Genomic DNA, 21,618 nt, shown 5'->3' on the forward strand with positions numbered 1-21,618 from the left:
ATGTCGTAAAAACTCACATGCAAATCACGCGATGTTTTCCGCTTCGTAGAGACGCCGGCCCGCGGCATCCTTGTTGCCGAGGATCGGCTCGAAGTCGATCGGCCACTCGATGCCGATGTCGGGATCGCACCACAGGATGCAGCGCTCGAGTTCGGGAAACCAGTACTCCGTCGTTTTCCAGACGCACTCGGCGACGTCCGACAGCACGACGAAGCCGTGCGCGAATCCGGGCGGCACCCAGATCTGCCGCTGGTTGGCGTCGCTCAGATGCTCACCGCTCCATTTGCCGAAGCTCGGCGAATTGAGGCGCACGTCGACCGCGACGTCGAACACTTCGCCGCGCACGACGCGCACGAGCCGCCCCTGGGGACGCTGCACCTGATAATGCAGGCCGCGCAATACGCCATGCACCGCGCGCAAATGGCGGTCCTGCACGAAGCTGAAACCTTGCGCGACGTCGTCCGCAAACTCGTCCTCGCTGAAGCTCTCGAAGCAGAAGCCGAACTCGTCGCCGAGCACTTCCGGCTCGATGAGTTTCACCTCCGGCAATGCCGTCGCCATGACCTTGTTGCCCATCGCCACTGTGCTCGTAAGAAGGCTGGCCCGTGCGAATGCGGCTGCCCATCTCAGCCGCGTTCAACGGACGAAGCGCGTGCGCGCATGCACGCTATGCAGTCATGCTAGGCCTCGATGGCCGCCCGGCTGCGAGCGCGATACTCGGTTGGCGACAGCGCCATGCGTTTGCGGAAAATCTTCGCGAGACGATCGCCGTTGCCGGTGCCGCTGCGCCGCGCGATCTTGTCGACCGGCAATTCGGTCTCCGTCAGGAAGTTGCACGCGATGCGCAGCCGCACCTGCAACAGGTAGTCGGATGGCGTGACCTGCATTTCGTGCTTGAAGCGGCGCAGGAAATTGCGCTCGCTCATCGCGGCGACCTGCGCGGCGTCGGCGACCGACACCGGACGGTCGCAATTCGCCTCCATCCAGCGCGCGGCCGCGCGAATTTTCTCGGCGACGCTGAGCGTGCCGCCTTCGGCCGGCAGCGGCACCCACGTCGCGGCCATGTCGGGCATCACTCGATCGGCGACGCTGCGCGCGAGTTCGGCGCCGAGGTCGCGCTTGATGAACATCAGCGCGCAGCGGGCGCAGTCGTTGCGGTCGTTGGCCGCGCTGAACGCGCCTTCGCTCGCGACGGCGCCCGGATAGCGGTTCATCAGGCCGTCGTGCTCGGTGGGACCGGCGGCTTCGAGCACCAGCCGGCCCTCGCCGATCGTTTCGATTGCTCGCGTGCGCGATTGCACCACTCGCAGCCAGTTGAGCAGGCGCTCGTCGCGCGCGGCCGCATGCGCGCCGGAACCGCCCGCGATGAACAGCACGTCGAAGCCGCTGCTGAAACGCGTGTCGATCCGGTCGGTCCAGATTCGCGCCAATGAGGAACTCGCGACGTTGCCGCCGTCCATCGACAGAAACTGCACTTCGTACGGCGGATCTTCGCCGCCGCGCGTGTCCGACAGCTCATTCGCGCTCTGGAACATTTCGACCACGGTGCCGGGACCGAGCAGCCAGAAACCGTCGAACAGCAGGATGCCGATTCGCCGCGCCGCAGTACGGACGTTCAAGGCCGGCGTGTGTAGCCACGTAATTCTCGCTGTATCAAGATGCATTTGCGGCATGATTTTCCCCAAACGGTCAGATGTCGTGGACCCCGAGGCCCCGTACCTGGACGGAACGAGAGAATGAATTATTACGGCCGAGACCAGCAACGCTGCCGTTTAAACGATTGAGGTTGATGTTAGCGGAATGGATCGCGCTAGTAAATTTGAAAAACGGATTTCATCACGAAAGCGAATGTATGAAGAAAACCGCTATTGCGGCTTTGATATGAGCGCACCGCGCCACTGTACCGCCATCGCGAAGCTGCCCGCGCGGCATTGCCAGCATCATAGCGCAGAGCCCTTACAGAAGGCCTTTTCGTGAATTCCACCGAACTTTACGATAATGCGAATCGCGCTGATTCGCGCACATCCGCCCGCTTCTCCGGCAGTTCAAAAGTGTTTCAGATCTGAACTGAAAATTGATCTTATGGTGATCGATCAACCGGTATTTCTTATTCGCAAAGCGGCAATTCATGGCTCGAACAATGAGCCGCATCGAAATTATTTCAAATCACACCGAATCAATATTTAAATGCAGATTTATTAAACATCCAAAAATGTTTCTATATTGAAACATCGAGGCTTTTTTCGTCTGACTTAAACCAATATGCGCGGGGAGACGATTAAAGATCAGATGATTGAATGCGGTGCAGCAATCAACAGGTGTTGAGGGGCGTGGAGATGCGCCGCTGCAACCTTCCAGGTTGCAACGGCGCACGGTGGGACACAAGTGGAACAACCAGAAAAAGCGGCGCAGGCCATGCCCGCCTGCCGCCTCGCTGCGCTACCTGTCAGCCGTTCGTCCCTTCGCCGGCCAGTTCCGCCGCGCCTCGCGTGCGCGCAAGCACGGGCCTGAGCGCAGCGCCCGTGTGGCTCGCGGCGACACGCGACAGGCTTTCGGGGTCCATCGCGGCGACGATCGTTCCGCCACCCACACCGCCCTCCGGGCCGAGGTCGATGATCCAGTCCGCCTCGGCAATCACGTCGAGATCGTGCTCGATGACGACGACGCTATGCCCGCCATCCACGAGACGATGCAGCACGCGAATCAGCTTCGCAACGTCCGCCATGTGCAGCCCGACGGTCGGCTCGTCCAGCACATACAGCGTGTGCGGCGGCTTCTGGCCGCGCCGTGTGATGTCGTCGCGCACCTTGCTCAATTCGGTGACGAGCTTGATGCGCTGCGCCTCGCCGCCCGACAGGGTGGGCGACGGCTGGCCGAGCGTCAGATAGCCGAGCCCGACGTCCTTCATCAATTGCAACGGATGCGCAATGTTCGTGATCGGCGCGAAGAACTCGACCGCCTCGTCGATTTCCATCGTCAGCACGTCGCCGATATTCTTGCCGCGCCACGTCACCGCGAGCGTCTCGGGATTGAAGCGCTGCCCATGGCACACGTCGCAAGGCACCTTCACGTCGGGCAAAAAGCTCATGCCAATCGTGCGCACACCCTGGCCTTCGCACGCTGGGCAACGGCCTTCACCGGTATTGAACGAGAAACGCGAGGCCGTGTAGCCACGCGCGCGCGCCTCGAGCGTGCCCGCGAACAGCTTGCGGATCGCGTCCCACACACCGATATAGGTCGCCGGGCACGAGCGCGGCGTCTTGCCGATCGGCGTCTGATCGACTTCGAGCACACGGTCGATGCTTTCCCAACCCGTCACCGAATCGCAGCCCTGCCACGTATGCGTGACGTTGAGCGGCGCGCGCGGCGCCGAGCGCGCGAGCACACTCGAGCGCCGGTTCGCGGCCGGTTTTTCCTCGGCCGCCGCACGTGCGCGGCGCGTGGCCGGCGACGACAGCACCGAGCGCCCCACCGCATCGAGCAGATTGGTCATCAGCACGTCGCGCGCGAGCGTCGATTTGCCGGAGCCGCTCACGCCGGTCACCGCGACGAGCCGCGCCAACGGAATGCCGGCCGTGACGTCGCGCAGGTTGTGCAGCTTGCCGCCGTGCACGGTCAGCCAGTTCTGCGGCACCGCGGCCACGCGTTTGCCAGGCGCGACCACCTCGCGGCGCGGCTGCAACGGATGCACGATCGGCTGCGCGAGGAAGCGCCCGGTCAGCGAATCGGGTTGCGCGGACAGGTCCGCGACGCTGCCCTGCGCGACCAGCGACCCGCCGCGCTTACCCGCGCCCGGCCCGATATCGATGATGTGATCGGCGCGCCGGATCGTGTCTTCGTCATGCTCGACGACGACGAGCGTATTGCCCTTCTCGCCGAGCTTGCGCAACGCGTTGAGCAGAATCTGGTTGTCGCGCGGATGCAGGCCGATGGTCGGCTCGTCGAGCACGTAGCAGACGCCTTGCAGGTTGCTGCCGAGCTGCGCGGCGAGCCGGATGCGCTGCGCTTCGCCGCCCGAGAGGCTCGGCGCCGCGCGGTCGAGGCTCAGATAACCGAGCCCGACCTCTTCGAGAAATTGCAGACGGCTGCTGATTTCGCTGACCACGTCGCGCGCGATTTCGGCATCGCGGCCCGTCATTTCCAGCGTGCCGATCCACGCGCGCGTGTCGGACACGGTCCACTGCGCGACGTCGACGATCGCCTGCGAGTCGAACGTGACCGCACGCGCAACCGGGTTCAGGCGCGTGCCCGCGCAATCCGGACACGGTTCGTCGGCGAGACCCTCCGGTTCCTGCTCTTCCGAGGGCAAGCTCTGCTCGCGGCCGCGATTGTCGTCGACGACGATCGTGTCGTCGTACGCGGCGCGCTGTTCGCGCGTGAGCGACAGCCCCGTGCCGACGCAGGTCGTGCACCAGCCGTGCTTGCTGTTGTACGAGAACATGCGCGGATCGAGCTCGGGGTAGCTCGTGCCGCACACCGGACACGCGCGCTTCGTGGACAGCACCTTCACTGCCCCGAGCTTCGCGGTGGAACGGCCGCCGTTGATCGCATCATGCAGGCCGTCGAGCGGCGCGAGCAGATGCATGACGCCCTTGCCGATGTCGAGCGTCTGGTCGAGCGCGGCACGCAGTTCCGCCTCGTGATCGGGCGACACGACGAGGTCGGCCACCGGCAATTCGATCGTGTGCTCGCGAAAGCGGTCGAGCCTCGGCCACGGGTCCACCGGCACGAACTCGCCGTCCACGCGCAGATGCGTATTGCCGCGCGCTTTCGCCCATTTCGCGAGGTCCGTATAGACACCCTTGCGGTTCACGACGAGCGGTGCGAGGAAACCGACATGCTGCCCCTTGTGATCGCGCAGCAACTGCGCCGCAATCGACTCGACGCTTTGCGACGTGACCGGCGTGCCGTCGTGAATGCAATGCTGCATGCCGAGCTTCACGTAAAGCAGACGCAGGAAGTGCCACACCTCCGAGGTCGTCGCGACGGTGCTCTTGCGGCCGCCGCGCGACAAGCGCTGCTCGATCGCGACGGTCGGCGGGATGCCGTACACCGCGTCTACCTCGGGCCGCCCCGCGGGCTGCACGATAGAACGCGCATAGGCATTGAGCGACTCGAGATAACGCCGCTGCCCCTCGTGGAACAGGATGTCGAACGCGAGCGTCGATTTGCCCGAACCGGACACGCCGGTAATCACGTTGAACTTGCCGTGCGGAATGTCGACGTCGAGCGCTTTCAGGTTGTGCTCGCGCGCGTTGACGATGCGCACCACGTCCTCGCCTTCGATCGCGCGGCGCGCACGTGCGGCGCTCAATGCCTTCTGTAGCGGAATGCCTTGCGACGCGGGCTCTTCTTCAGCGCTGCTCGCCGCGCTCATCATGTCCATCGCGCGGTCGTACTGCAGCAGCGCCTCGCCGGTATGCGATTCGGCGCACGTCTTGACGTCTTCCGGTGTGCCCGCGCACAGCACCCGGCCGCCGCCGTCGCCGCCTTCGGGACCGAGGTCGATGATCCAGTCGGCCGCGCGGATCACGTCGAGATTGTGCTCGATCACGATCAGCGAATGACCGCTTGCGAGCAGCTTGCCGAACGCCTGCATGAGCTTCGCGATGTCGTCGAAATGCAGGCCCGTGGTCGGTTCGTCGAACATGAAGAGACGCTTCGCGACCGCCTGTTTCGCGCCACGCGCGCCGCGCGCCTGTGCCGATTCCGCGAGAAAGCCCGCGAGCTTGAGGCGTTGCGCTTCACCGCCCGAGAGCGTCGGCACGGGCTGGCCGAGCTTCACGTATTCGAGCCCCACGTCGACGATCGGCTGTAGCACGCGCAATACTTCGGCGTCCTGTGCAAAGAAAGCGGCCGCCTCGCTGACGGTCAGTTCGAGCACGTCGGCAATGCTCAGCGCGCGCGCTGGCTGGCCTTGCCCGTCATGCCCGCGCCCGATCTTCACTTCGAGCAGTTCCGCGCGATAACGGCGGCCGTCGCAATCGGGACAGCGCAGATACACGTCGCTCAGGAACTGCATTTCGATATGCTCGAACCCCGAACCGCCGCAGGTCGGGCAACGGCCATCGCCCGAGTTGAAGCTGAACATGCCGGGACCGTAGCCGCGCTGCTGCGCGAGCGGCGCTTTCGCGAACAGCTTGCGGATTTCGTCGAACGCACCGACGTAGCTGGCCGGATTCGAGCGCGCGGTCTTGCCGATCGGCGACTGGTCGACGAACACGACGTCCGTGACCTGATCCGCGCCCACGAGCGCCTTGAACGCGCCCGGCGCTTCGGTGGCAAGACCGAAGTGCCGCGCCATCGCCGGGTACAGCACGTCCTGCAACAGCGTCGACTTGCCGGAGCCCGACACGCCTGTCACGCAGACGAGCCGTTCGAGCGGAATTTCCACTGTGACGTCGCGCAGATTGTGCTCGCTTGCGCCTTCGAGCACGATGCGCGGCGTGCTCGCCTCGACCGGACGGCGCGACCAGTGCGCGGCGTCCGCGACGTGGCGGCGGCCGCCGAGGTATTCGCCCGTGAGCGTGCCCGACGAACGGATCGCCTGCGGCGCGCCGTCGAAGATGATCGAGCCGCCGCGCTCGCCCGGGCCCGGCCCCATGTCGATCAGCCGGTCCGCCGCGAGCATCACCGACGGATCGTGCTCGACCACCACGAGCGTATTGCCCGCGTCGCGCAGCCGGTGCATCGCCTCGACGATACGGTTCAGGTCGCGCGGATGCAGGCCGATGCTCGGCTCGTCGAGCACGAAGAGCGTCTTGGTGAGCGACGTGCCGAGCGCCGTGGTCAGGTTGATGCGCTGCACCTCGCCGCCCGACAGCGTGCGGCTTTGCCGGTCGAGCGTCAGATAGCCGAGGCCGACGTCGCACAGATACTTGAGGCGTGTGCGCACCTCGGCGAGCAGCAGTTTCAGCGCGTCGTCGAGCAACGCGCTCGGCAAGGTGATTTCGTCGAAGAAGCGGCGGATGCGCTCGATCGGCATCAGCATCAGATCGTGCACGGTCAGGCCCGGCAGCGCTTCGAGCTGCGCGCGCGTCCACTCGACGCCGCGCGGCATGAAGCGCCGCGCGGGCGGCAGCACGTCGTTCGCATTCGCCTTGCTGCCGAGACGCCACAGCAGCGATTCCGTTTTCAGGCGCGCGCCGCCGCAGGTTTCGCATGGCGTGTAGCTGCGGTACTTCGACAGCAGCACGCGGATATGCATCTTGTACGCCTTCGATTCGAGATATTCGAAGAAGCGTTTGACGCCGTACCAGTGGCTCTGCCACTTGCCGTTCCAGTCCGGCGAACCGTTGATGACCCAGTGGCGCTCGGCCTCGCTCAGCTCGCCCCACGGCGTGTCGCGGCGGATGTCGGCTTTCGCCGCGTAGCGCATCAGGTCGTCCTGGCACTCCTTCCACGCGGGCGTCTGCATCGGCTTGATCGCGCCTTCGCGCAATGTCTTGCGGGCGTCGGGAATCACGAGCCCGAGGTCGACGCCGATCACGCGGCCAAAGCCCCGGCACACCTCGCACGCGCCATAGGCCGAGTTGAACGAGAACAGCGCCGGCTGCGGGTCGGCGTAACGCAGATCGCTTTCGGGGCTGTGCAGGCCGGTCGAGAAACGCCAGATTTGCGGCGCGGCGGCTTGCCCCTGCGGCTCGTCCGGCGCGGCGGGCAGCACGTAAATGTTGACGCGCCCGCCGCCGCGCTTGAGCGACGCCTCGATCGCCTCGATCACGCGTGCTTTGTCGACCGAGCGCAGCCGGAAGCGGTCGGCGACCACGTCGAGCAGCTTGCGCCGGCCCGTGGGCGAATCGACTTCGCGCTGCGCCTGCACGCGCGTATAGCCGCTCGCCGACAGCCATTGCTCGACCTCCTGTTCGGACGCCGACTCGGGCAGCTCGACCGGGAACGTGACGACGAGCCGTGGCTCCTCCTGCGCAGTGCGTTCGAGCAGTTCCGCGTAGATCGTCTCCGGCGTGTCATGACGTACCGGATGTGCGCTCTGGCGGTCGAACAGCTCGGCCGCGCGCGCGTAGAGCAGCTTCAGGTGGTCGTTGAGTTCCGTCATCGTGCCGACCGTGGAGCGCGAACTGCGCACCGGGTTGGTCTGGTCGATCGCGATGGCGGGCGGCACGCCGTCCACCCGGTCGACCTGCGGCCGGTCCATGCGGTCGAGGAACTGCCGGGCGTAGGCGCTGAAGGTTTCGACGTAGCGGCGCTGGCCTTCGGCGTACAGCGTGTCGAACACGAGGCTCGACTTGCCCGAGCCGGACGGCCCGGTGACGACCGTCATTTCGCCGGTTCGCACGTCGAGGTCGATGTTCTTGAGGTTGTGCTGGCGTGCGCCGCGAATCCGGATGGCGCCTTGGGGTTTGCCGCTGGTTGTGCCGTTAGATGACAATTTTCCGACCGTTTGAATGAGTGGGATGAGTGGACCACCTCTCACGGCCGTCTCGCGACCGCGCAAATTCGGTGCAGCAGGAACGGCGCGCCGGGCGGACACGCGTTGCGCACGCATGGGACCCGCACGAGGCACCGGAAGCCTGGTTGCAGCGAGATACTATACTGTATGTTTATACAGTTTTCCATGACGGGGCTCGGTGTGTTTTCGAGCCCTGATGGATGGAGATAGCGGGGATAGCCGGCGTGGCAAGCCGCGGGCAGGACCGCGGCCCGGCACCCAGACAGGGACGGAACGGCAACTACGGGAAAACGCAATCGCAGGAGCAGCCAAAGCGCGTCTAGCCGACCGCGCTCTCCACCCGCGAGCGGTCCGCCAGCGGCGGCATCGCGCAATCGGCCGCCGCATCCCGCGCGGCACGGCCACTCAGCGCATACGCGACGCAGCGCCTCGCCAGCACCTCGGCCGGATCGACGAGCCGCACCACGCGCCCGCCCGGGCACGCGAGCACGGAATCGCGCAACATCAGCGGCAGTTCCGTGCACGCGAGCACGATCACCTGCACGCCCTGCGCGACCAGATCGTCGACCGCGGCAGCGAGATCGTCACAGCATTCGCCCGTCAGGTAACCCGCCTTCGCGCCCTTCGGCCCGTAAATGGCGTTCATCAGACGCGCCTGCGCGGATGGGGACGGCGCAATCTGCGCAAAGCCGCGCGCCGCGAGCGCCTTTTCGTACACGCGGCTCGCGAGCGTGCCCGAGGTGCCGAGCACGCCCACTTCGCGCAAGCCCGGAAAGGCCTCGCGCAGATAATCGGCGGTACAGGCCGGCATATTGACGATCGGCGCGCGCAGCGCCGGCTGGATCCGCTCGACGAACGCATGCGCCGTGTTGCACGGAATCGCGATCAGATCCGCGCCGCCCTCTTCGAGCGTCTTGCACGCGGCATAGAGCGCGAGCGTCGGATCGTCGCCGTCGCCGAGCAGCGCCTCGGTGCGGTCCGGAATCTGCGGGTTCTGCTCGACGATCACCTTGAGATGGTCCTGATCGCGCGCGGCCGGCGTGTTGCGCACGAGCTTGCCCATGAAGTCCACGGTCGCGGCCGGCCCGATTCCGCCGACCACGCCGATCCTGAACTGCCGCTGCGGCTGCGTGTACTGCTCCGCCGCGACGTAGCGCGCATAGACCTGGTTCGTGTCGACGAGCGGCACGTCGAGACGCCCGAGCGCGCGCAGCACGAGACCGATTTCCGCGAGCCCCGGCACGATGATCTCGACGCCCTGCGCGACGAGATCCGCGCACGCCGCGCGCAGCAACTCGACCGGCCTGCCGTACAGACGGCCGTTGCGGATGCCCTCGTCGCCATACACCGCGCTCGTCACGCAGTCGAAGCCCGTTTCGTTGCGTGGATGGCGCACGTCGAACTGGCCGGCCTCGAAATAACGCTCGAAGAGCCCGTTTTCGCGGATCGCCGCGCATGTCAGCACGCCGATGCGCCGCGCCGACGGATACGTGCGGCGCACATGCGCCGAGAGCGCCGTCATGATGTTGGCGACCGGCACGGCGACATTCGCCGCGAGTTCGTCGATAAAGGTATGGCTCAGAAAGCACGGCAGGACGATGGCATCGACACCGCGTTTTTCGAACACGCGCATCGTATCGAACACGTGAATCTTGAACTGGGCATCGGCCGCGTCCAGCGCCGCATCTCCCTGCCAGGCGCGCGGCTCGAGAATCAGATCGAAGGGGCGCGCCGCGCCCGGCCGCCGCGACGCCGTGCTCATCCTGCCGAGGATGTCGGCGCTGGCGAGTTGCGCCGCGCCCGTCGCCACACCGAGCGAACGAAAGCGATTCATGGTGAGTTCCCCCGTCGTTTTAGCCGCTCCCCCTGATAACGGACGGCTTTCTGCGCGCTTGAGGATGACACTATGTGCCTCGCATATGTCGTGGGGTTAACCACGAAACAGCATCCCTTTGCGTTATGGCGACGGGTGTAACGGAGAAAAAAACGCCCGAGCGGAGCGACCCGCTCAGGCGATTCGCCGGTTCAGGCCGCCTCGGCTACGCCGGGCGCCGTGCCGCGCTTGCGGCGCTCGAGCGTGCCGATGCACACCAGCGAAACGCCGGCAAGGCACGTGTAGAACACGGCGAGCGGCCACCACGCGCCCGGATACTGATGCGCGAGCAAGGTTCCGACCAGCGGCGTCAGACCACCGGCGAGCGCCGCGCACAACTGGTAGGACAGCGAAATCGCCGAATAACGCACGCGCACCGCGAACGCGGTCGACATGAAGCCGGCCATCACCGCATACGAACTCGACATGCACATGACCGCGATCGCGATGCCGGCCACGATCGCCACGGGCCGCCCAGTCGAGACCAGCGCGAACATCGGATACGGCGAAAGCATCGCGAGCGCGGCCGCGCCTTTCAGGAAGCGTCCGGTGCCGATGTGTTGCGCGAACCAGCCCGAGCCCAGCTGCGTGAACAGCTGGATGAACGCGACCACGAACAGGCAGTCGAGAATCAGCGAACGGTCGAGGCCGAGCGTCTGCGTCGTGTAATTGAGCATGAACGTATTGACGAACCACGCGCCGGCCACGCCGATCACGTTCGCGCCGAGGCACAGCAGCACCGTGCGCCACGCGTCGCGCAGCACTTCCGCGATCGGCAGCGCGGCCACGCGGCGCTGCTCCTTGAGCGCGCTGAATTCCGGCGATTCGCTGACGCCCGCGCGGATCAGCAGACCGACCACGAGCAGCACCGCGCTCGCGAGAAACGGCAGCCGCCAGCCCCAGTCGAGAAACGCGTTCTTGTCCATCGACGCCACCGCGCGGAACGCAAGCAGCGACAGGATCAGACCGGCCGGGCTGCCCAGTTGCGCGAACGACGCGAAGAACGTGCGCTTTTCCTGCGGCGCGTGTTCGCTCGCCATCAGCACCGCGCCGCCCCACTCGCCGCCGATCGCGATGCCTTGCGCGACGCGCAGCAGCACGAGCAGCACCGGCGCCCACGTGCCCGCGCTCGCGTAGGTCGGCAAAAAGCCGATGCCGACCGTGCCGACGCCCATGATGGCAAGCGTCGCCACGAGCGCTTTCTTGCGGCCGATACGGTCGCCGAGGTGGCCGAACACGAGGCCCCCGAACGGCCGCGCGAAGAAGCCGACCGCGAAGGTGCCGAACGAGGCGAGCGTCGCGAAGAACGGATCGCCGCCGGGGAAGAACAGCTTGCCGAAGATCAGCGCCGAAGCGGTGGCGTAGATGTAAAAGTCGTACCACTCGATGGTGGTGCCGACGAACGCGGCGGCTGCCGCGCGCGTGGGTTGCCGGGTGGCGGCGTGAACGTCTGGCTCGCGATGCATATCGATGTCTCCGGAATCTTTCTTATGGATGGCGCGGCCTCTGCGTGCCGTCGCCGGAAAACTGCCTCACCGGTTGCGGCGAGGCGTCAGGTCTTGAGTGCTTCGGCCTGGGCCTGCTCCGCGCTCTGCGCGACCGGCGCGCCGGACCTCAGCACGCCGGCGTCGAACAGACGCCGCTGCGTGTCGCCGTCGATGCCGAGCGCGTCGAGCACTTCGCGCGTGTCGGCGCCGAGCACCGGCGGCGCGCTGCGATACGTGGCCGGGGTACGCGACAGCTTGATCGGCGACGCGGTGCCGCGGTACTCCCCCATCTCGATCACCATGCCGCGATGCAAGGTATGCGGATGCTGCGCGACGACGTCGACGGTCTGCACCGGCCCGCACGGCACGCCGAGGCGGATCAGATCCTGTGCGAGCGGCTCGCACTCGTATTTCGCGAGCAGGTTTTCGAGCGCAGCCTTCAGCGGCTCGCGATGCCCGCAGCGGCTGCGGTTGTCGGCGAAACGCGGATCGCCGGCGAGCTCGGGCGCGCCGAGATGCGCGCACAGCTTCGCGAACTGCCGGTCGTTGCCGACCGCGAGAAAGATCGGTGCGGTCGCGGTGCGGTAGCTGTCGTACGGCGTGATGTTCGGATGCGCGTTGCCGCTGCGCTGCGGCGTGCGGCCCGAGCCGAAGTAGTTCGGCAGATGCGGATGCAGCAGCGACACGCCGCAGTCGTACAGCGCGATATCGATCGACTGGCCGCGCCCGCTCTTCGTGCGCTCGGCGAGCGCGAGCAGAATGCCGGCGAGCGCATTGAGGCCCGTGACCATATCGACGACCGGCAGGCCGACGCGCGTGGCGGGGCCGTCGCGCTCGCCGTTCACGCTCATCAGGCCGGTCATCGCCTGGATCGCGGCGTCGTAGCCGGGCAGGCCGCCGAGCGGACCATCGGGGCCGAAGCCGGACACCGCGCAATGGATCAGCTTCGGGAAGCGCTCGCGCAACACGCGCTCGTAGTCCATGCCCCAGCGCGCGAGCGTGCCGGGCTTGAAGTTTTCGACCAGCACGTCGGCGTCTTCGAGCAGCTTCCACAGGATCGCTCGGCCTTCCTCGCACGAGAGATCGACCGAAATGCCCTGCTTGTTGCGGTTCACGCCCGCGAAGTACCACGCGGTGTCGCCGTAAAACGGCGGCCCCCAGCCACGCGTTTCGTCGCCGTCGGGCGGTTCGAGCTTGATGACCTGCGCACCGTGATCGGCGAGCGCCTGGGTGCAGTACGGGCCGCCGAGCACGCGGCTCAGATCGACCACCTTGATGCCTTGCAGCGCGCCGTGGCCGCCGGAATCGCCATGCTTCGCGTGAGCACTCATTGCTCATCTCCCGCGGGCAGCAGGCGCAGCGCCTGTTCGAGCGTCACGGGGCGGTCGTTGACGAGCGCGTCGACCACCTCGATTTCGTCGTCGGCGCCGCGCAATTCGAGCGGATCGGACGGCAACAGCTTGTGCCGCACCACGAGATGCGCGAGCGCGAGACGCCGGTAGTCCGGCGCGAGGCGCGCGCCTTCGCAGGCCATCAGCACCGCGGTGCTCGCGTGATAGAGCGCGGAGCCGGCCTGGCGCACCCATTCGTCGCGGCCGGAATCGGCGACGCTCGCGAGCGTGTCGCAGGCGCGCGTCACGCTCCAGCGCAGCAGCGCGAGGCTCCGCGCGGGCAGGCCAGCCGCGCCGAGCAGATCCTGCAGATAGACGCGCAGCGGCTCGAGCGCGCCGTCGCGCTTGGCGGCCCGCGCGATGTCGAGCGCGACGATATTGCTCGTGCCTTCCCAGATCGAGCCGAGATGCGCATCGCGCACGAGCCGCGCGTCGCTCCATTCCTCGATGTAGCCCGTGCCGCCGCGCACTTCCATCGCGTCGCCGGTGACGCGGCGCGCGTCGCGGCATGCACGGAACTTGATGAGCGGCGTGAGGATGCGCACGCACTTCGCGGCCTGGCGATCTCCCGCATCGGCCTGTTGCAGCAGCAGCGCGATGCGCATGAACATCGAGCGCGACTGCTCGGCCGGCAGCATCATCTTGACGAGCTGCCGCTGCATGAGCGGCATCGAGATCAGCTTGCGGCCGAATGCCTCGCGATTGCGCGCGATGTGCAGCGCCTCGGTCAGCGCGCGGCGCATCAGACCCGCGGCGCGCACGCCGTTCGAGAGCCGCGACATGTTGATCATGTCGGCCATCTGGTGAAAGCCGCGCCCCACTTCGCCGATCAGATACGCGAGCGCGCCTTCGAGCACGATCTCGCCGCTTGCCATCGAACGGCTGCCCAGCTTCTCCTTCAGGCGGATGATCCGGTAGCTGTTGCGCGAGCCGTCCGGCAGGGTCTTCGGCAACAGGAAGAGACCGAGACCGTTGATGCCCTCGGGCGCGCCGTCGGGGCGCGCCAGCACCATCGCGAGATCGGCGTCGGCGTTCGAGCAGAACCATTTGTCGCCGTACAGACGCCATTGCCGCTCGCCGTTCGCATCGGTTTCGAGCGCCGCGCGCGTCGCGATACGCGCGACGTCGGAGCCGGCCGCCTGCTCGGTCATGAACATCGCGCCCTGGTAGAGCGTGTCGAAATCACGCGAGGCGAGCATCGGCAGAAACCGCGCGACCAGTTCCGGCGCGCCGAACCGGCGCAATGTGCGCGTGAGCGAATCGGTCATGCTGACCGGACAGCACAGGCCGAATTCCGCCTGCACGAACAGGAACGTCAGCGCGTATTTGACGAGCGGCGGTGGCGGCGTCTTGCCGTCGCGCGTCTCGTGGCTCATCGACGCGAGGCCGAGTTCCGCATAGGCCACGCGTTCGAGCGCAACGTAGTCGGGATGCTTGTCGATGCTTTGCAGCGCCTCGCCGCGCCGCGTGCGATGCCGCAATGCCGGCGGGTTCTTGTCGGCGGACAGCGCCCATAGATCGAGTTCTTCGGAGGCGCGCTGGCCGAGCGACACGAACTGGCTTTCGAGTTCCTCGTACAGCGTGTCGCCGAGATGCACCCTCAACAGGCGTGCGAGATCGGGATCGCTCGAGAAGAAGTTGATGCCGCGGCTATCGGGAATATTGGACGAGCCGTGGGCCGGCTGCGCGATGGTTTCGCTCATGCTTGTCTCCTTTGTGGAAGGCAGCATAGAAGCGGCTTCGATAATCGTCTAATACAACTTATATCCGGTACGATAGACCCAGCTTATCGATAAAAACGGAGACCGCGATGGACCTGAAGCAACTGCGTTATTTCGTGGCGGTCGCCGAGGAACTGCATTTCGGCCGCGCGGCGAAGCGGCTCTTCATTTCGCAGCCCGCGCTCAGTTTCGACATCCGCAAGTTCGAGGAGCAACTCGGTGTGCAACTGCTCGCGCGTACCAACAAGTCGGTCGCGTTGACCAACGCCGGCCAGGCGCTGCTCGGCGAAGCGCGCCGTCTGCTGCTGCAGGCGAGCGAAGCCGAGCGCATCACGGTGCGCTCCGCGCATGGGCTCGCGGGCCGCCTGCGGATCGGCTTCGTGAATTCGATGCTGTATCGCGGCATGCCGCAGGCGGTGAGCCGCTTCGAGGCCGACCATCCGGGCATCGAGATCGTGCTGAAGGAGATGAATACGAGCGAGCAGGTGCAGGCGATCCAACGTATGCAGATCGACATGGGCTACGCGTACTGGGGCAATTTCCCGTCGGACGTCATGTCGACGACGGTCTTTTCGGAGCCGTTCCTGTGCTGCCTGCCGCTCGGGCATCCGCTCGCGCGCAAGCGCAAGATCGATCTGCGCGCGCTCGCACAGGAGCCGTTCATTCTGTTTCCGCGCACCGTGTCGCCGCATTATCACGATCTGATCATCGCGCAGTGCGTCGGCGCGGGCTTCAGTCCGCTGATCCGCCACGAGGCGCGGCTCTGGCAGACCGTCGTCACGATGGTCGGCTTCGGCATGGGCGTCGCGCTCGTGCCGTACACATTGCGGCAACAGCAGGACCCGCGCGTCTGCTTTCTGCCGTTGCACGGGGAAACGCTGCTATCGCAGGTACTGCTGCTGCGCCGCAGTGGCGACGCGGAGCCGGTCGCGGATCGCTTTATCGAGTATCTGCGCGACGCCGGCGGGGTAGCGCAGAAAGCGCTTCATGCGGCGCGCCACGCGACGTAAAGCGCGTTCGCCCCAACACGGCGGCCTAATTGACCGCCTCGAAAATATCCCGCAGCCACTGCGCAAACACCCGCACCCGCGACGACAACTGCCGGTTCTGCGGATACAGCACCGACACCAGCATCGGCGGCGGCGGAAAGTCGGCGAGAAGGATTCGCAGCCGCCCCGCCGCGAGGTCTGCCTCGACACGGTAGCGCGGCACCTGGACGATGCCGAGCCCGGCGAGCGCCGCCCCGGCGTACAGATCGGCGCCCGTCACGGACACCGCCGACGGCAGCACGATCGCGGTATCGCGTCCGTCGACGCGGAATTCGAGCGGCACCGGCTTGCCGGTCGCGCTCGACACGTAGTTGACCGCGCGATGCGCGGACAACGCCGCGAGATCCGCCGGCTCGCCATACGCGGCGAGATAGGCGGGACTCGCGACCGTGACCTGCTGCAACTGCGCGACGCGCCGCCCGACCATCGAGGAGTCCTGCAGATTGCCCGCGCGCAGCACGCAGTCGACGCCCTCGCGCACGAGGTCGACGAAGCGGTCGTCCTCGCCGATCACGAGTTCGATGCCGGGAAAGCGTTCGAGAAACGCGGGCAGCGCCGGCACCACGAAGTGCCGCGCGAGTGTGCCCTGCACGTTCACGCGCAGGAGCCCCTTCGGCGCGAGGTTCGAAAACGAGCCCTCGGCCTCTTCCATGTCGGCGATCAGGCGCACGCAGCGCTGGTAGTACGCCTCGCCGTCGGGCGTGAGCCGCACCGTGCGCGTGGTGCGCTCCAGCAGCCGCGCGCCGAGCCGCTCTTCCATGCGCTTCATCAGGTTGGTGACGGTCGCGCGCGGAATGCGCAGATCGTCCGCCGCGCGCGTGAAGCTCCCCCGCTCAGTGATCCGCACGAAGACCCGCATTTCCTCGAAACGATCCATGTTCAACGCCCTCGCGGCTGCGCCAACGCTCAGCCGTCGATTATTAAAGAAAATGGAATGATGAAGGCAAGTTTAATGCGATTATCTGCGCGTCGAAAGTGCTCATGATGGGGTCTCCATCGCCCCACTCTGAGGAAACGAATCATGAACACCACCCATTCCAGCCGAGTCGCCATCGTCACGGGCGCATCGCGCGGCATCGGCACCGCCATTGCGCAGCGCCTCGCGAAGGAAGGCTACGCAGTCGCCGTCAACTACGCGACGAGCGCCGGGGAAGCCGATGCGCTCGTCGCCGCGATCAAGGACGCGGGCGGCAAGGCAGTCGCGGTGAAAGCGGACGTATCGAACCCCGGCGACGTGCGCCGCCTGTTCGAGATCACCGAACAGCAGCTCGGCAAGGTCGACGTGCTCGTCAACAACGCGGGCGTGATGAAGCCCGCGCCGCTCGCCGACGCCCCCGACGCGCTGTACGACCAGACCTTCGACATCAACGTGCGCGGCACCTTCAACACGCTGCGCGAAGCGGCGGCGCGCATGAACGACGGCGGGCGCGTCGTCAATTTCTCGACGAGCGTGCTCGCGCTGAGCCTGCCGGGCTACGGGATCTACAGCGCGACCAAGGCGGCGGTCGAAGCGTTCACGCGCGTGTTCGCGAAGGAGCTGCGCGGGCGCAACATCACCGTGAACGCGGTCGCGCCGGGGCCGGTCGCGACCGAGCTGTTCCTCGAAGGCAAGACCGATGAGCAGATCGAGACCTTCGCGAAGATGCCGCCGTTGCAACGCCTCGGCAAACCGGACGACATTGCGTCGGTGGTGGCGTTTCTGGTCGGCCCGGATGCGGGTTGGGTCAACGGGCAGGTGTTGCGGGCGAATGGCGGGTTGGCTTGACGGGGCGCCGCACTTCAGCGCCCCCGCGCTCACACCGCCTTCGGATTGCGCTCGGCAAACCCTTCCTGATGCCAGTACGGATAAGCGGGCCGCACGGCGCTCGCCGCGTCGAGCGTCGCGACCTGCTCGGGCGTCAGATTCCAGCCCACCGCGCCGAGGTTCTGCCGCAACTGCTCCTCGTTGCGCGCGCCGATCAGCACCGTCGCGACGGTCGGCCGTTGCAGCAGCCAGTTCAGCGCGACCTGCGGCACCGTCTTGCCGGTTTCGGCGGAAATTTCGCCGAGCGCGTCGAGCACGCGGAACAGGTAGTCTTCCGGCACGGGCGGGCCCATGTCGGCAGTCTTGTGCAGGCGGCTCGTCTCGGGCAGCGGCTGGCCGCGCTTGATCTTGCCGGTCAGGCGCCCCCAGCCGAGCGGACTCCACACGACCGCGCCGACGCCCTGATCGACACCGAGCGGCATCAATTCCCACTCGTAATCGCGGCCGACCAGCGAGTAGTAAGTCTGATTCGCGACGTAGCGCGGATAGCCGTAGCGGTCCGCGATATCGAGCGACTTCATCAGATGCCAGCCCGAGAAATTCGACACGCCGATATAGCGGATCTTGCCGGCGCGCACGAGATCGTCGAGCGTGGACAGCACTTCGGCGATCGGCGTTTTCGCATCGAAGCCGTGCAGCTGGAACAGGTCGATGTAATCGGTTTGCAGACGCTTGAGCGCCGCATCGACGGCCTGGATCAGATGGAAGCGCGACGAGCCGACGCTGTTCGGCCCGTCGTCGAAACGGAAGGTTGCCTTCGTCGAGATGATCGCCTTGTCGCGCTTGCCTTTGAGCGCCTCGCCGAGCACCGACTCGGACGCACCCTTCGAATAGATGTCCGCGGTATCGAACATCGTGACACCCGCGTCGAAGCAGATGTCGAGCAGACGCCGTGCTTCGGTGACGTCGGTCTCGCCCCACGCCTGAAAAAATTCGCCCTTGCCGCCGAACGTGCCCGTGCCGAAACTCAGCACCGGTACCTTGAAACCCGATGCGCCCAGATGTCTGTATTCCATTGAAGAATCTCCGTGGCATTGCCGTCGATAAACGGATGCTCAGTCTACGCGTGTCCGTGGAAATGCGCCGGCGAGCGGGGCATGGATGCCCGGTGGAGACTCACTGGAGATTCAATGGCGGGACGGCGTGAATGCAAGCAGCGCCTCGCGCACGGCCTCGATCACGCTGTCCCAATCGCCGAGCGCCGGTTGCCTGAAGAGACGCGCTCGCGGATACCACGGCGTATCGCTGCGTTCGAGCATCCAGCGCCAGCAGGTGTCGAAACGGTTCAGAATCCAGACCGGTCTGTCGAGCGCACCGGCCAGATGCGCAGTGGACGTATCGACCGAAATCACGAGATCGAGATTGGCGACGAGCGCCGCGGTATCGGCGAAATCGTGCAGCAAGTCTGTGTAGTCGGCGACGCGGTCGCGCTGCGTGCTCTCTGCGAGTTGCTGCGCGGCCGCGCCCTTCTGCACGCTGAAGAAACGCACGTTCGGCACGTCGAGAAGCGGCGCGAACTGTTCGAATGCGATCGAACGGCGCGCGTCGATCCTGCGCAGTTCTGCGATGTGTGCGCGGTTTTCACCGGCCCACACGAGACCGACCTTGAGTTGCTTCGGTTGTCTGTGCGCCGCGTTCGTGTCGGCATCGAAGCCGTCGATGCGTTCGCGCCATTCGCTCGTTGCCGCCGCATCGGCGAAAAGATAAGGCGTGGACGATGGAATGTTCGCCTCATTGGTGCGCAACGCGAGCGGCAAACTCAGCAGCGGACAATGACAATCGAACGGCGGCAGCGACTGCCCTGCTTCGATCACCCGAGCGGGACCGTCGAGCGTCGACAGAAGCCGTATCAATGGCGCCGGCACTTCGAGCACGACCTTCGCGCCGAGCTTTGCGACGAGCGCGGCATAGCGGCAGAACTGCAGCGTGTCGCCGAGGCCCTGCTCCGCGTGCAGCAGGATCGTCTTGCCCGCGAGCGGAAAATCGCCGAGCCATAGCGGCTGCGCGAAACCGCGCTTGCCGGTCTTGATGCGGTTGCGCTCCCAGCGCCATTCGTAGGCGCGCCAACCCGCCTCGAAGCGCCCCATCTGCAGCAGACAGAGCGCCTGATTCCAGTGCGTTTCCGCTGACGCGGGATTCAGCGCGAGCGCGCGTTCATAACTCGACAACGCCTCTTCGCGCCGGTTCAGATCGATCTGCGCGAGACCGAGATTGTTCCATGCATCGACGAAACCAGGCGCCAGCTCCAGCGCGCGCCGGTAACTGCGCTCCGCTTCCTGCGGCTGGTTCAGGTCGCCGAGCGCATTGCCGCGATTGCTCCACGCATCGGGATAGTTCGGCTGCAACGCGAGCGCGCGTTCGCAACTGTCGAGTGCATCGCTCGCGCGCCCGAGGTCGCGCAGCACGCACGCGCGATTGTTCCAGGCCGCCGCGAAATCCGGCGCGAGCGCAAGCGCGCGATCGAAGCTCGCAAGCGCATCGAGCGGCCGGTTCAGCGCGGCGAGCGCATTGCCGCGATTGTTCAGCGCGTCCGCGAATTTCGGCTGCAATGCGAGCGCACGATCGGCACGGGCGAGCGCTTCGTCATAGCGCTGCAACGCATTCAACGCGTAGGCGAGGTTCGAATGCACGGACGCCTGTTTCGCGTCGACGGCAAGCGCCTTGTTGAGCAGATCGGCGCCCTCCTGCAAGCGGCCGGTCTGCAGCGCAAGCTCGCCGAGCCAGCGCAACGCGTCGACATGCCTGGGCTTGAGTTCGAGAATCTCGCGATATAGTTCTTCCGCCTCGACGAGCGCGCCGTTGCACTGAAGCGCGACGGCTTGCCGAAGCATCAGGTCCAGCTGTTGCAGCAGATTGGCGGGCTTGCTCATGCGGTAGTTGAATCGAACGTGGAGCGCGAGCGCAGCGCAGGCGTCGTGCGCGGCGGGAGCCGCAGAAGCGGTCGATTATCGCCGAAAAGCCTAGGTTCGAACTGCTGCGCGCGTGGGGAAATGGTGTGGGGTGTTTTGCTGCGAAGTCAGCTATGCAGTCAGTCGCGGAGTCAGCCATTATTAGCCGCGCCAGCGTTGCGCGCCGCGCCTGGAATCAGCGCGACGCGTATTCACATCAGATTGATCGGGAACGGGACCCGGCGAAATCGATCACCCCGGCCCCGCCCTTAGAAGGCGGGCTCCCGCCTACTGCGCCGAAGCCGACAGATGCTTGCGCTTCGCAAGATCCTGCGCCATCGCGTAGTGCTGCTGGATCGTCGGCAGCGCCTTCTTCGCCACGTCCTTCAACTGCTCGTCGCGGCCCGAGGCGATTTCCGCCTGGAACGCGGAGAGCGCCTTCTGATCGCCCGCGAGCGCGACCTGTTCGATATACGTCTTGTCGAATTCCGCGCCGCGCAGATTGTTGATGCTCGCAAGCACGGCCGCATCGGGATCGTTCTTCGGCACATCGACGCCGCGCGGGCTCGCCGCGCGCAACGCGTCGGTGATCTTCGCGTCGTCGTTCGAGACACGTTCGGCGAACGCCTTCACGTCGTGATCGGTGGAGCGCGCGCTGGCGATGCGCGCGGCGTCGCGCTGCGTTGCGACGGCTTGCGTGCCGTCCGCGATGAACGCCTGGTCGGCGGCATGCAGACGGCCCGCGTCCGCTGGCGCCGCAGTCTGGGCGCTCGCCGCCGAGGCGACAGTCAAAAGACCGGTCATGCAGGCAGCGGCGGCGAGTCTGGCGAAAGGAACGGAAGGCAGACGGTTCATAAGTTCTCCTTGAGGTGGAAGCGAAGCGGCATACAAAGACAAACAACGGCAAACGTATGCGCGAGGTGTGCGTGAAAACCGCCCTTTCGCAAAACCTTGCAAGCGGCTTGCGAGCGAGGTGCGGCGTCACGCTTTTATCG

General features: G+C 66.0%; 13 protein-coding genes. 2 read left to right on the forward strand and 11 right to left on the reverse strand.

The features are described 5' to 3' along the window. Positions 1–24: 24 nt before the first annotated feature. The 7 genes from rfbC to B9Z01_RS08780 form a co-directional block, all read right to left on the reverse strand. On the reverse strand, positions 25–576 hold the full coding sequence (rfbC, locus tag B9Z01_RS08750; RefSeq protein ID WP_085481865.1) for a dTDP-4-dehydrorhamnose 3,5-epimerase: 552 nt from the start codon (positions 574–576) through the stop codon (positions 25–27). Between the two features lie 104 nt (positions 577–680). Then, positions 681–1,673, reverse strand: coding sequence for a GlxA family transcriptional regulator (locus B9Z01_RS08755; protein WP_085481867.1), 993 nt, complete (start codon positions 1,671–1,673; stop codon positions 681–683). Between the two features lie 773 nt (positions 1,674–2,446). After that, positions 2,447–8,389: an excinuclease ABC subunit UvrA gene (gene uvrA, locus B9Z01_RS08760; RefSeq protein ID WP_085481869.1), complete on the reverse strand. Its 5,943-nt coding sequence runs from the start codon at positions 8,387–8,389 to the stop codon at positions 2,447–2,449. Positions 8,390–8,729: 340 nt separating this feature from the next. Then, positions 8,730–10,244 carry a cysteate racemase gene (gene cuyB / locus B9Z01_RS08765; protein ID WP_085481871.1) on the reverse strand — a complete coding sequence of 505 codons (1,515 nt, stop codon included), beginning with the start codon at positions 10,242–10,244 and terminating at the stop codon, positions 8,730–8,732. 191 nt (positions 10,245–10,435) lie between these two features. Then, complete coding sequence (locus B9Z01_RS08770; RefSeq protein ID WP_085481873.1) at positions 10,436–11,749, reverse strand: MFS transporter; 1,314 nt, start codon at positions 11,747–11,749, stop codon at positions 10,436–10,438. Between the two features lie 86 nt (positions 11,750–11,835). Continuing rightward, positions 11,836–13,101, reverse strand: coding sequence for a CaiB/BaiF CoA transferase family protein (locus B9Z01_RS08775; RefSeq protein ID WP_085481875.1), 1,266 nt, complete (start codon positions 13,099–13,101; stop codon positions 11,836–11,838). Beyond that, positions 13,098–14,864: an acyl-CoA dehydrogenase family protein gene (locus B9Z01_RS08780; protein WP_085481877.1), complete on the reverse strand. Its 1,767-nt coding sequence runs from the start codon at positions 14,862–14,864 to the stop codon at positions 13,098–13,100. Before B9Z01_RS08780 ends, B9Z01_RS08775 begins: the two co-directional genes overlap by 4 nt. Positions 14,865–14,971: 107 nt before the next feature. On the opposite strand from B9Z01_RS08780, the gene B9Z01_RS08785 reads away from it, so the two are divergent. Next, complete coding sequence (locus B9Z01_RS08785; protein ID WP_085481879.1) at positions 14,972–15,892, forward strand: LysR family transcriptional regulator; 921 nt, start codon at positions 14,972–14,974, stop codon at positions 15,890–15,892. Between the two features lie 25 nt (positions 15,893–15,917). Here B9Z01_RS08785 and B9Z01_RS08790 read toward each other — a convergent pair whose 3' ends face one another. Next, entirely contained in the window at positions 15,918–16,808 is an 891-nt protein-coding gene (locus B9Z01_RS08790; protein ID WP_085481881.1) for a LysR family transcriptional regulator, read from the reverse strand. A gap of 144 nt (positions 16,809–16,952) precedes the next feature. Here B9Z01_RS08790 and B9Z01_RS08795 point away from each other — a divergent pair, with 144 nt between their 5' ends. After that, on the forward strand, positions 16,953–17,696 hold the full coding sequence (locus tag B9Z01_RS08795; protein ID WP_085481883.1) for an SDR family oxidoreductase: 744 nt from the start codon (positions 16,953–16,955) through the stop codon (positions 17,694–17,696). A 29-nt stretch (positions 17,697–17,725) separates the two neighbouring features. Here the strand turns inward: B9Z01_RS08795 and B9Z01_RS08800 are convergent, their stop codons facing one another. The 3 genes from B9Z01_RS08800 to B9Z01_RS08810 all read right to left on the reverse strand — a co-directional run bounded on the left by B9Z01_RS08800 (position 17,726) and on the right by B9Z01_RS08810 (position 21,478). After that, a complete protein-coding gene (locus B9Z01_RS08800; RefSeq protein WP_085481885.1) occupies positions 17,726–18,751 on the reverse strand; it encodes an aldo/keto reductase in 1,026 nt (341 codons plus the stop codon). Between the two features lie 111 nt (positions 18,752–18,862). Beyond that, positions 18,863–20,605, reverse strand: coding sequence for a tetratricopeptide repeat protein (locus B9Z01_RS08805; protein WP_085481887.1), 1,743 nt, complete (start codon positions 20,603–20,605; stop codon positions 18,863–18,865). Between the two features lie 306 nt (positions 20,606–20,911). Then, positions 20,912–21,478 (reverse strand): DUF4142 domain-containing protein, encoded by a 567-nt coding sequence (locus tag B9Z01_RS08810; RefSeq protein WP_085481889.1) that lies wholly within the window; start codon positions 21,476–21,478, stop codon positions 20,912–20,914. Positions 21,479–21,618: the final 140 nt, after the last annotated feature.

The organism is Paraburkholderia susongensis (assembly GCF_900177725.1).
GTDB classification, from domain to species: domain Bacteria; phylum Pseudomonadota; class Gammaproteobacteria; order Burkholderiales; family Burkholderiaceae; genus Paraburkholderia; species Paraburkholderia susongensis.

What these genes read in the sequence shown, in the direction of transcription:
- rfbC (WP_085481865.1), bottom strand. Translation starts at nt 576, where the DNA reads ATGGGCAACAAGGTCATGGCGACGGCATTGCCGGAGGTGAAACTCATC.
- B9Z01_RS08755 (WP_085481867.1), bottom strand. Translation starts at nt 1,673, where the DNA reads ATGCCGCAAATGCATCTTGATACAGCGAGAATTACGTGGCTACACACG.
- cuyB (WP_085481871.1), bottom strand. Translation starts at nt 10,244, where the DNA reads ATGAATCGCTTTCGTTCGCTCGGTGTGGCGACGGGCGCGGCGCAACTC.
- B9Z01_RS08770 (WP_085481873.1), bottom strand. Translation starts at nt 11,749, where the DNA reads ATGCATCGCGAGCCAGACGTTCACGCCGCCACCCGGCAACCCACGCGC.
- B9Z01_RS08775 (WP_085481875.1), bottom strand. Translation starts at nt 13,101, where the DNA reads ATGAGTGCTCACGCGAAGCATGGCGATTCCGGCGGCCACGGCGCGCTG.
- B9Z01_RS08780 (WP_085481877.1), bottom strand. Translation starts at nt 14,864, where the DNA reads ATGAGCGAAACCATCGCGCAGCCGGCCCACGGCTCGTCCAATATTCCC.
- B9Z01_RS08785 (WP_085481879.1), top strand. Translation starts at nt 14,972, where the DNA reads ATGGACCTGAAGCAACTGCGTTATTTCGTGGCGGTCGCCGAGGAACTG.
- B9Z01_RS08790 (WP_085481881.1), bottom strand. Translation starts at nt 16,808, where the DNA reads ATGGATCGTTTCGAGGAAATGCGGGTCTTCGTGCGGATCACTGAGCGG.
- B9Z01_RS08795 (WP_085481883.1), top strand. Translation starts at nt 16,953, where the DNA reads ATGAACACCACCCATTCCAGCCGAGTCGCCATCGTCACGGGCGCATCG.
- B9Z01_RS08800 (WP_085481885.1), bottom strand. Translation starts at nt 18,751, where the DNA reads ATGGAATACAGACATCTGGGCGCATCGGGTTTCAAGGTACCGGTGCTG.
- B9Z01_RS08805 (WP_085481887.1), bottom strand. Translation starts at nt 20,605, where the DNA reads ATGAGCAAGCCCGCCAATCTGCTGCAACAGCTGGACCTGATGCTTCGG.
- B9Z01_RS08810 (WP_085481889.1), bottom strand. Translation starts at nt 21,478, where the DNA reads ATGAACCGTCTGCCTTCCGTTCCTTTCGCCAGACTCGCCGCCGCTGCC.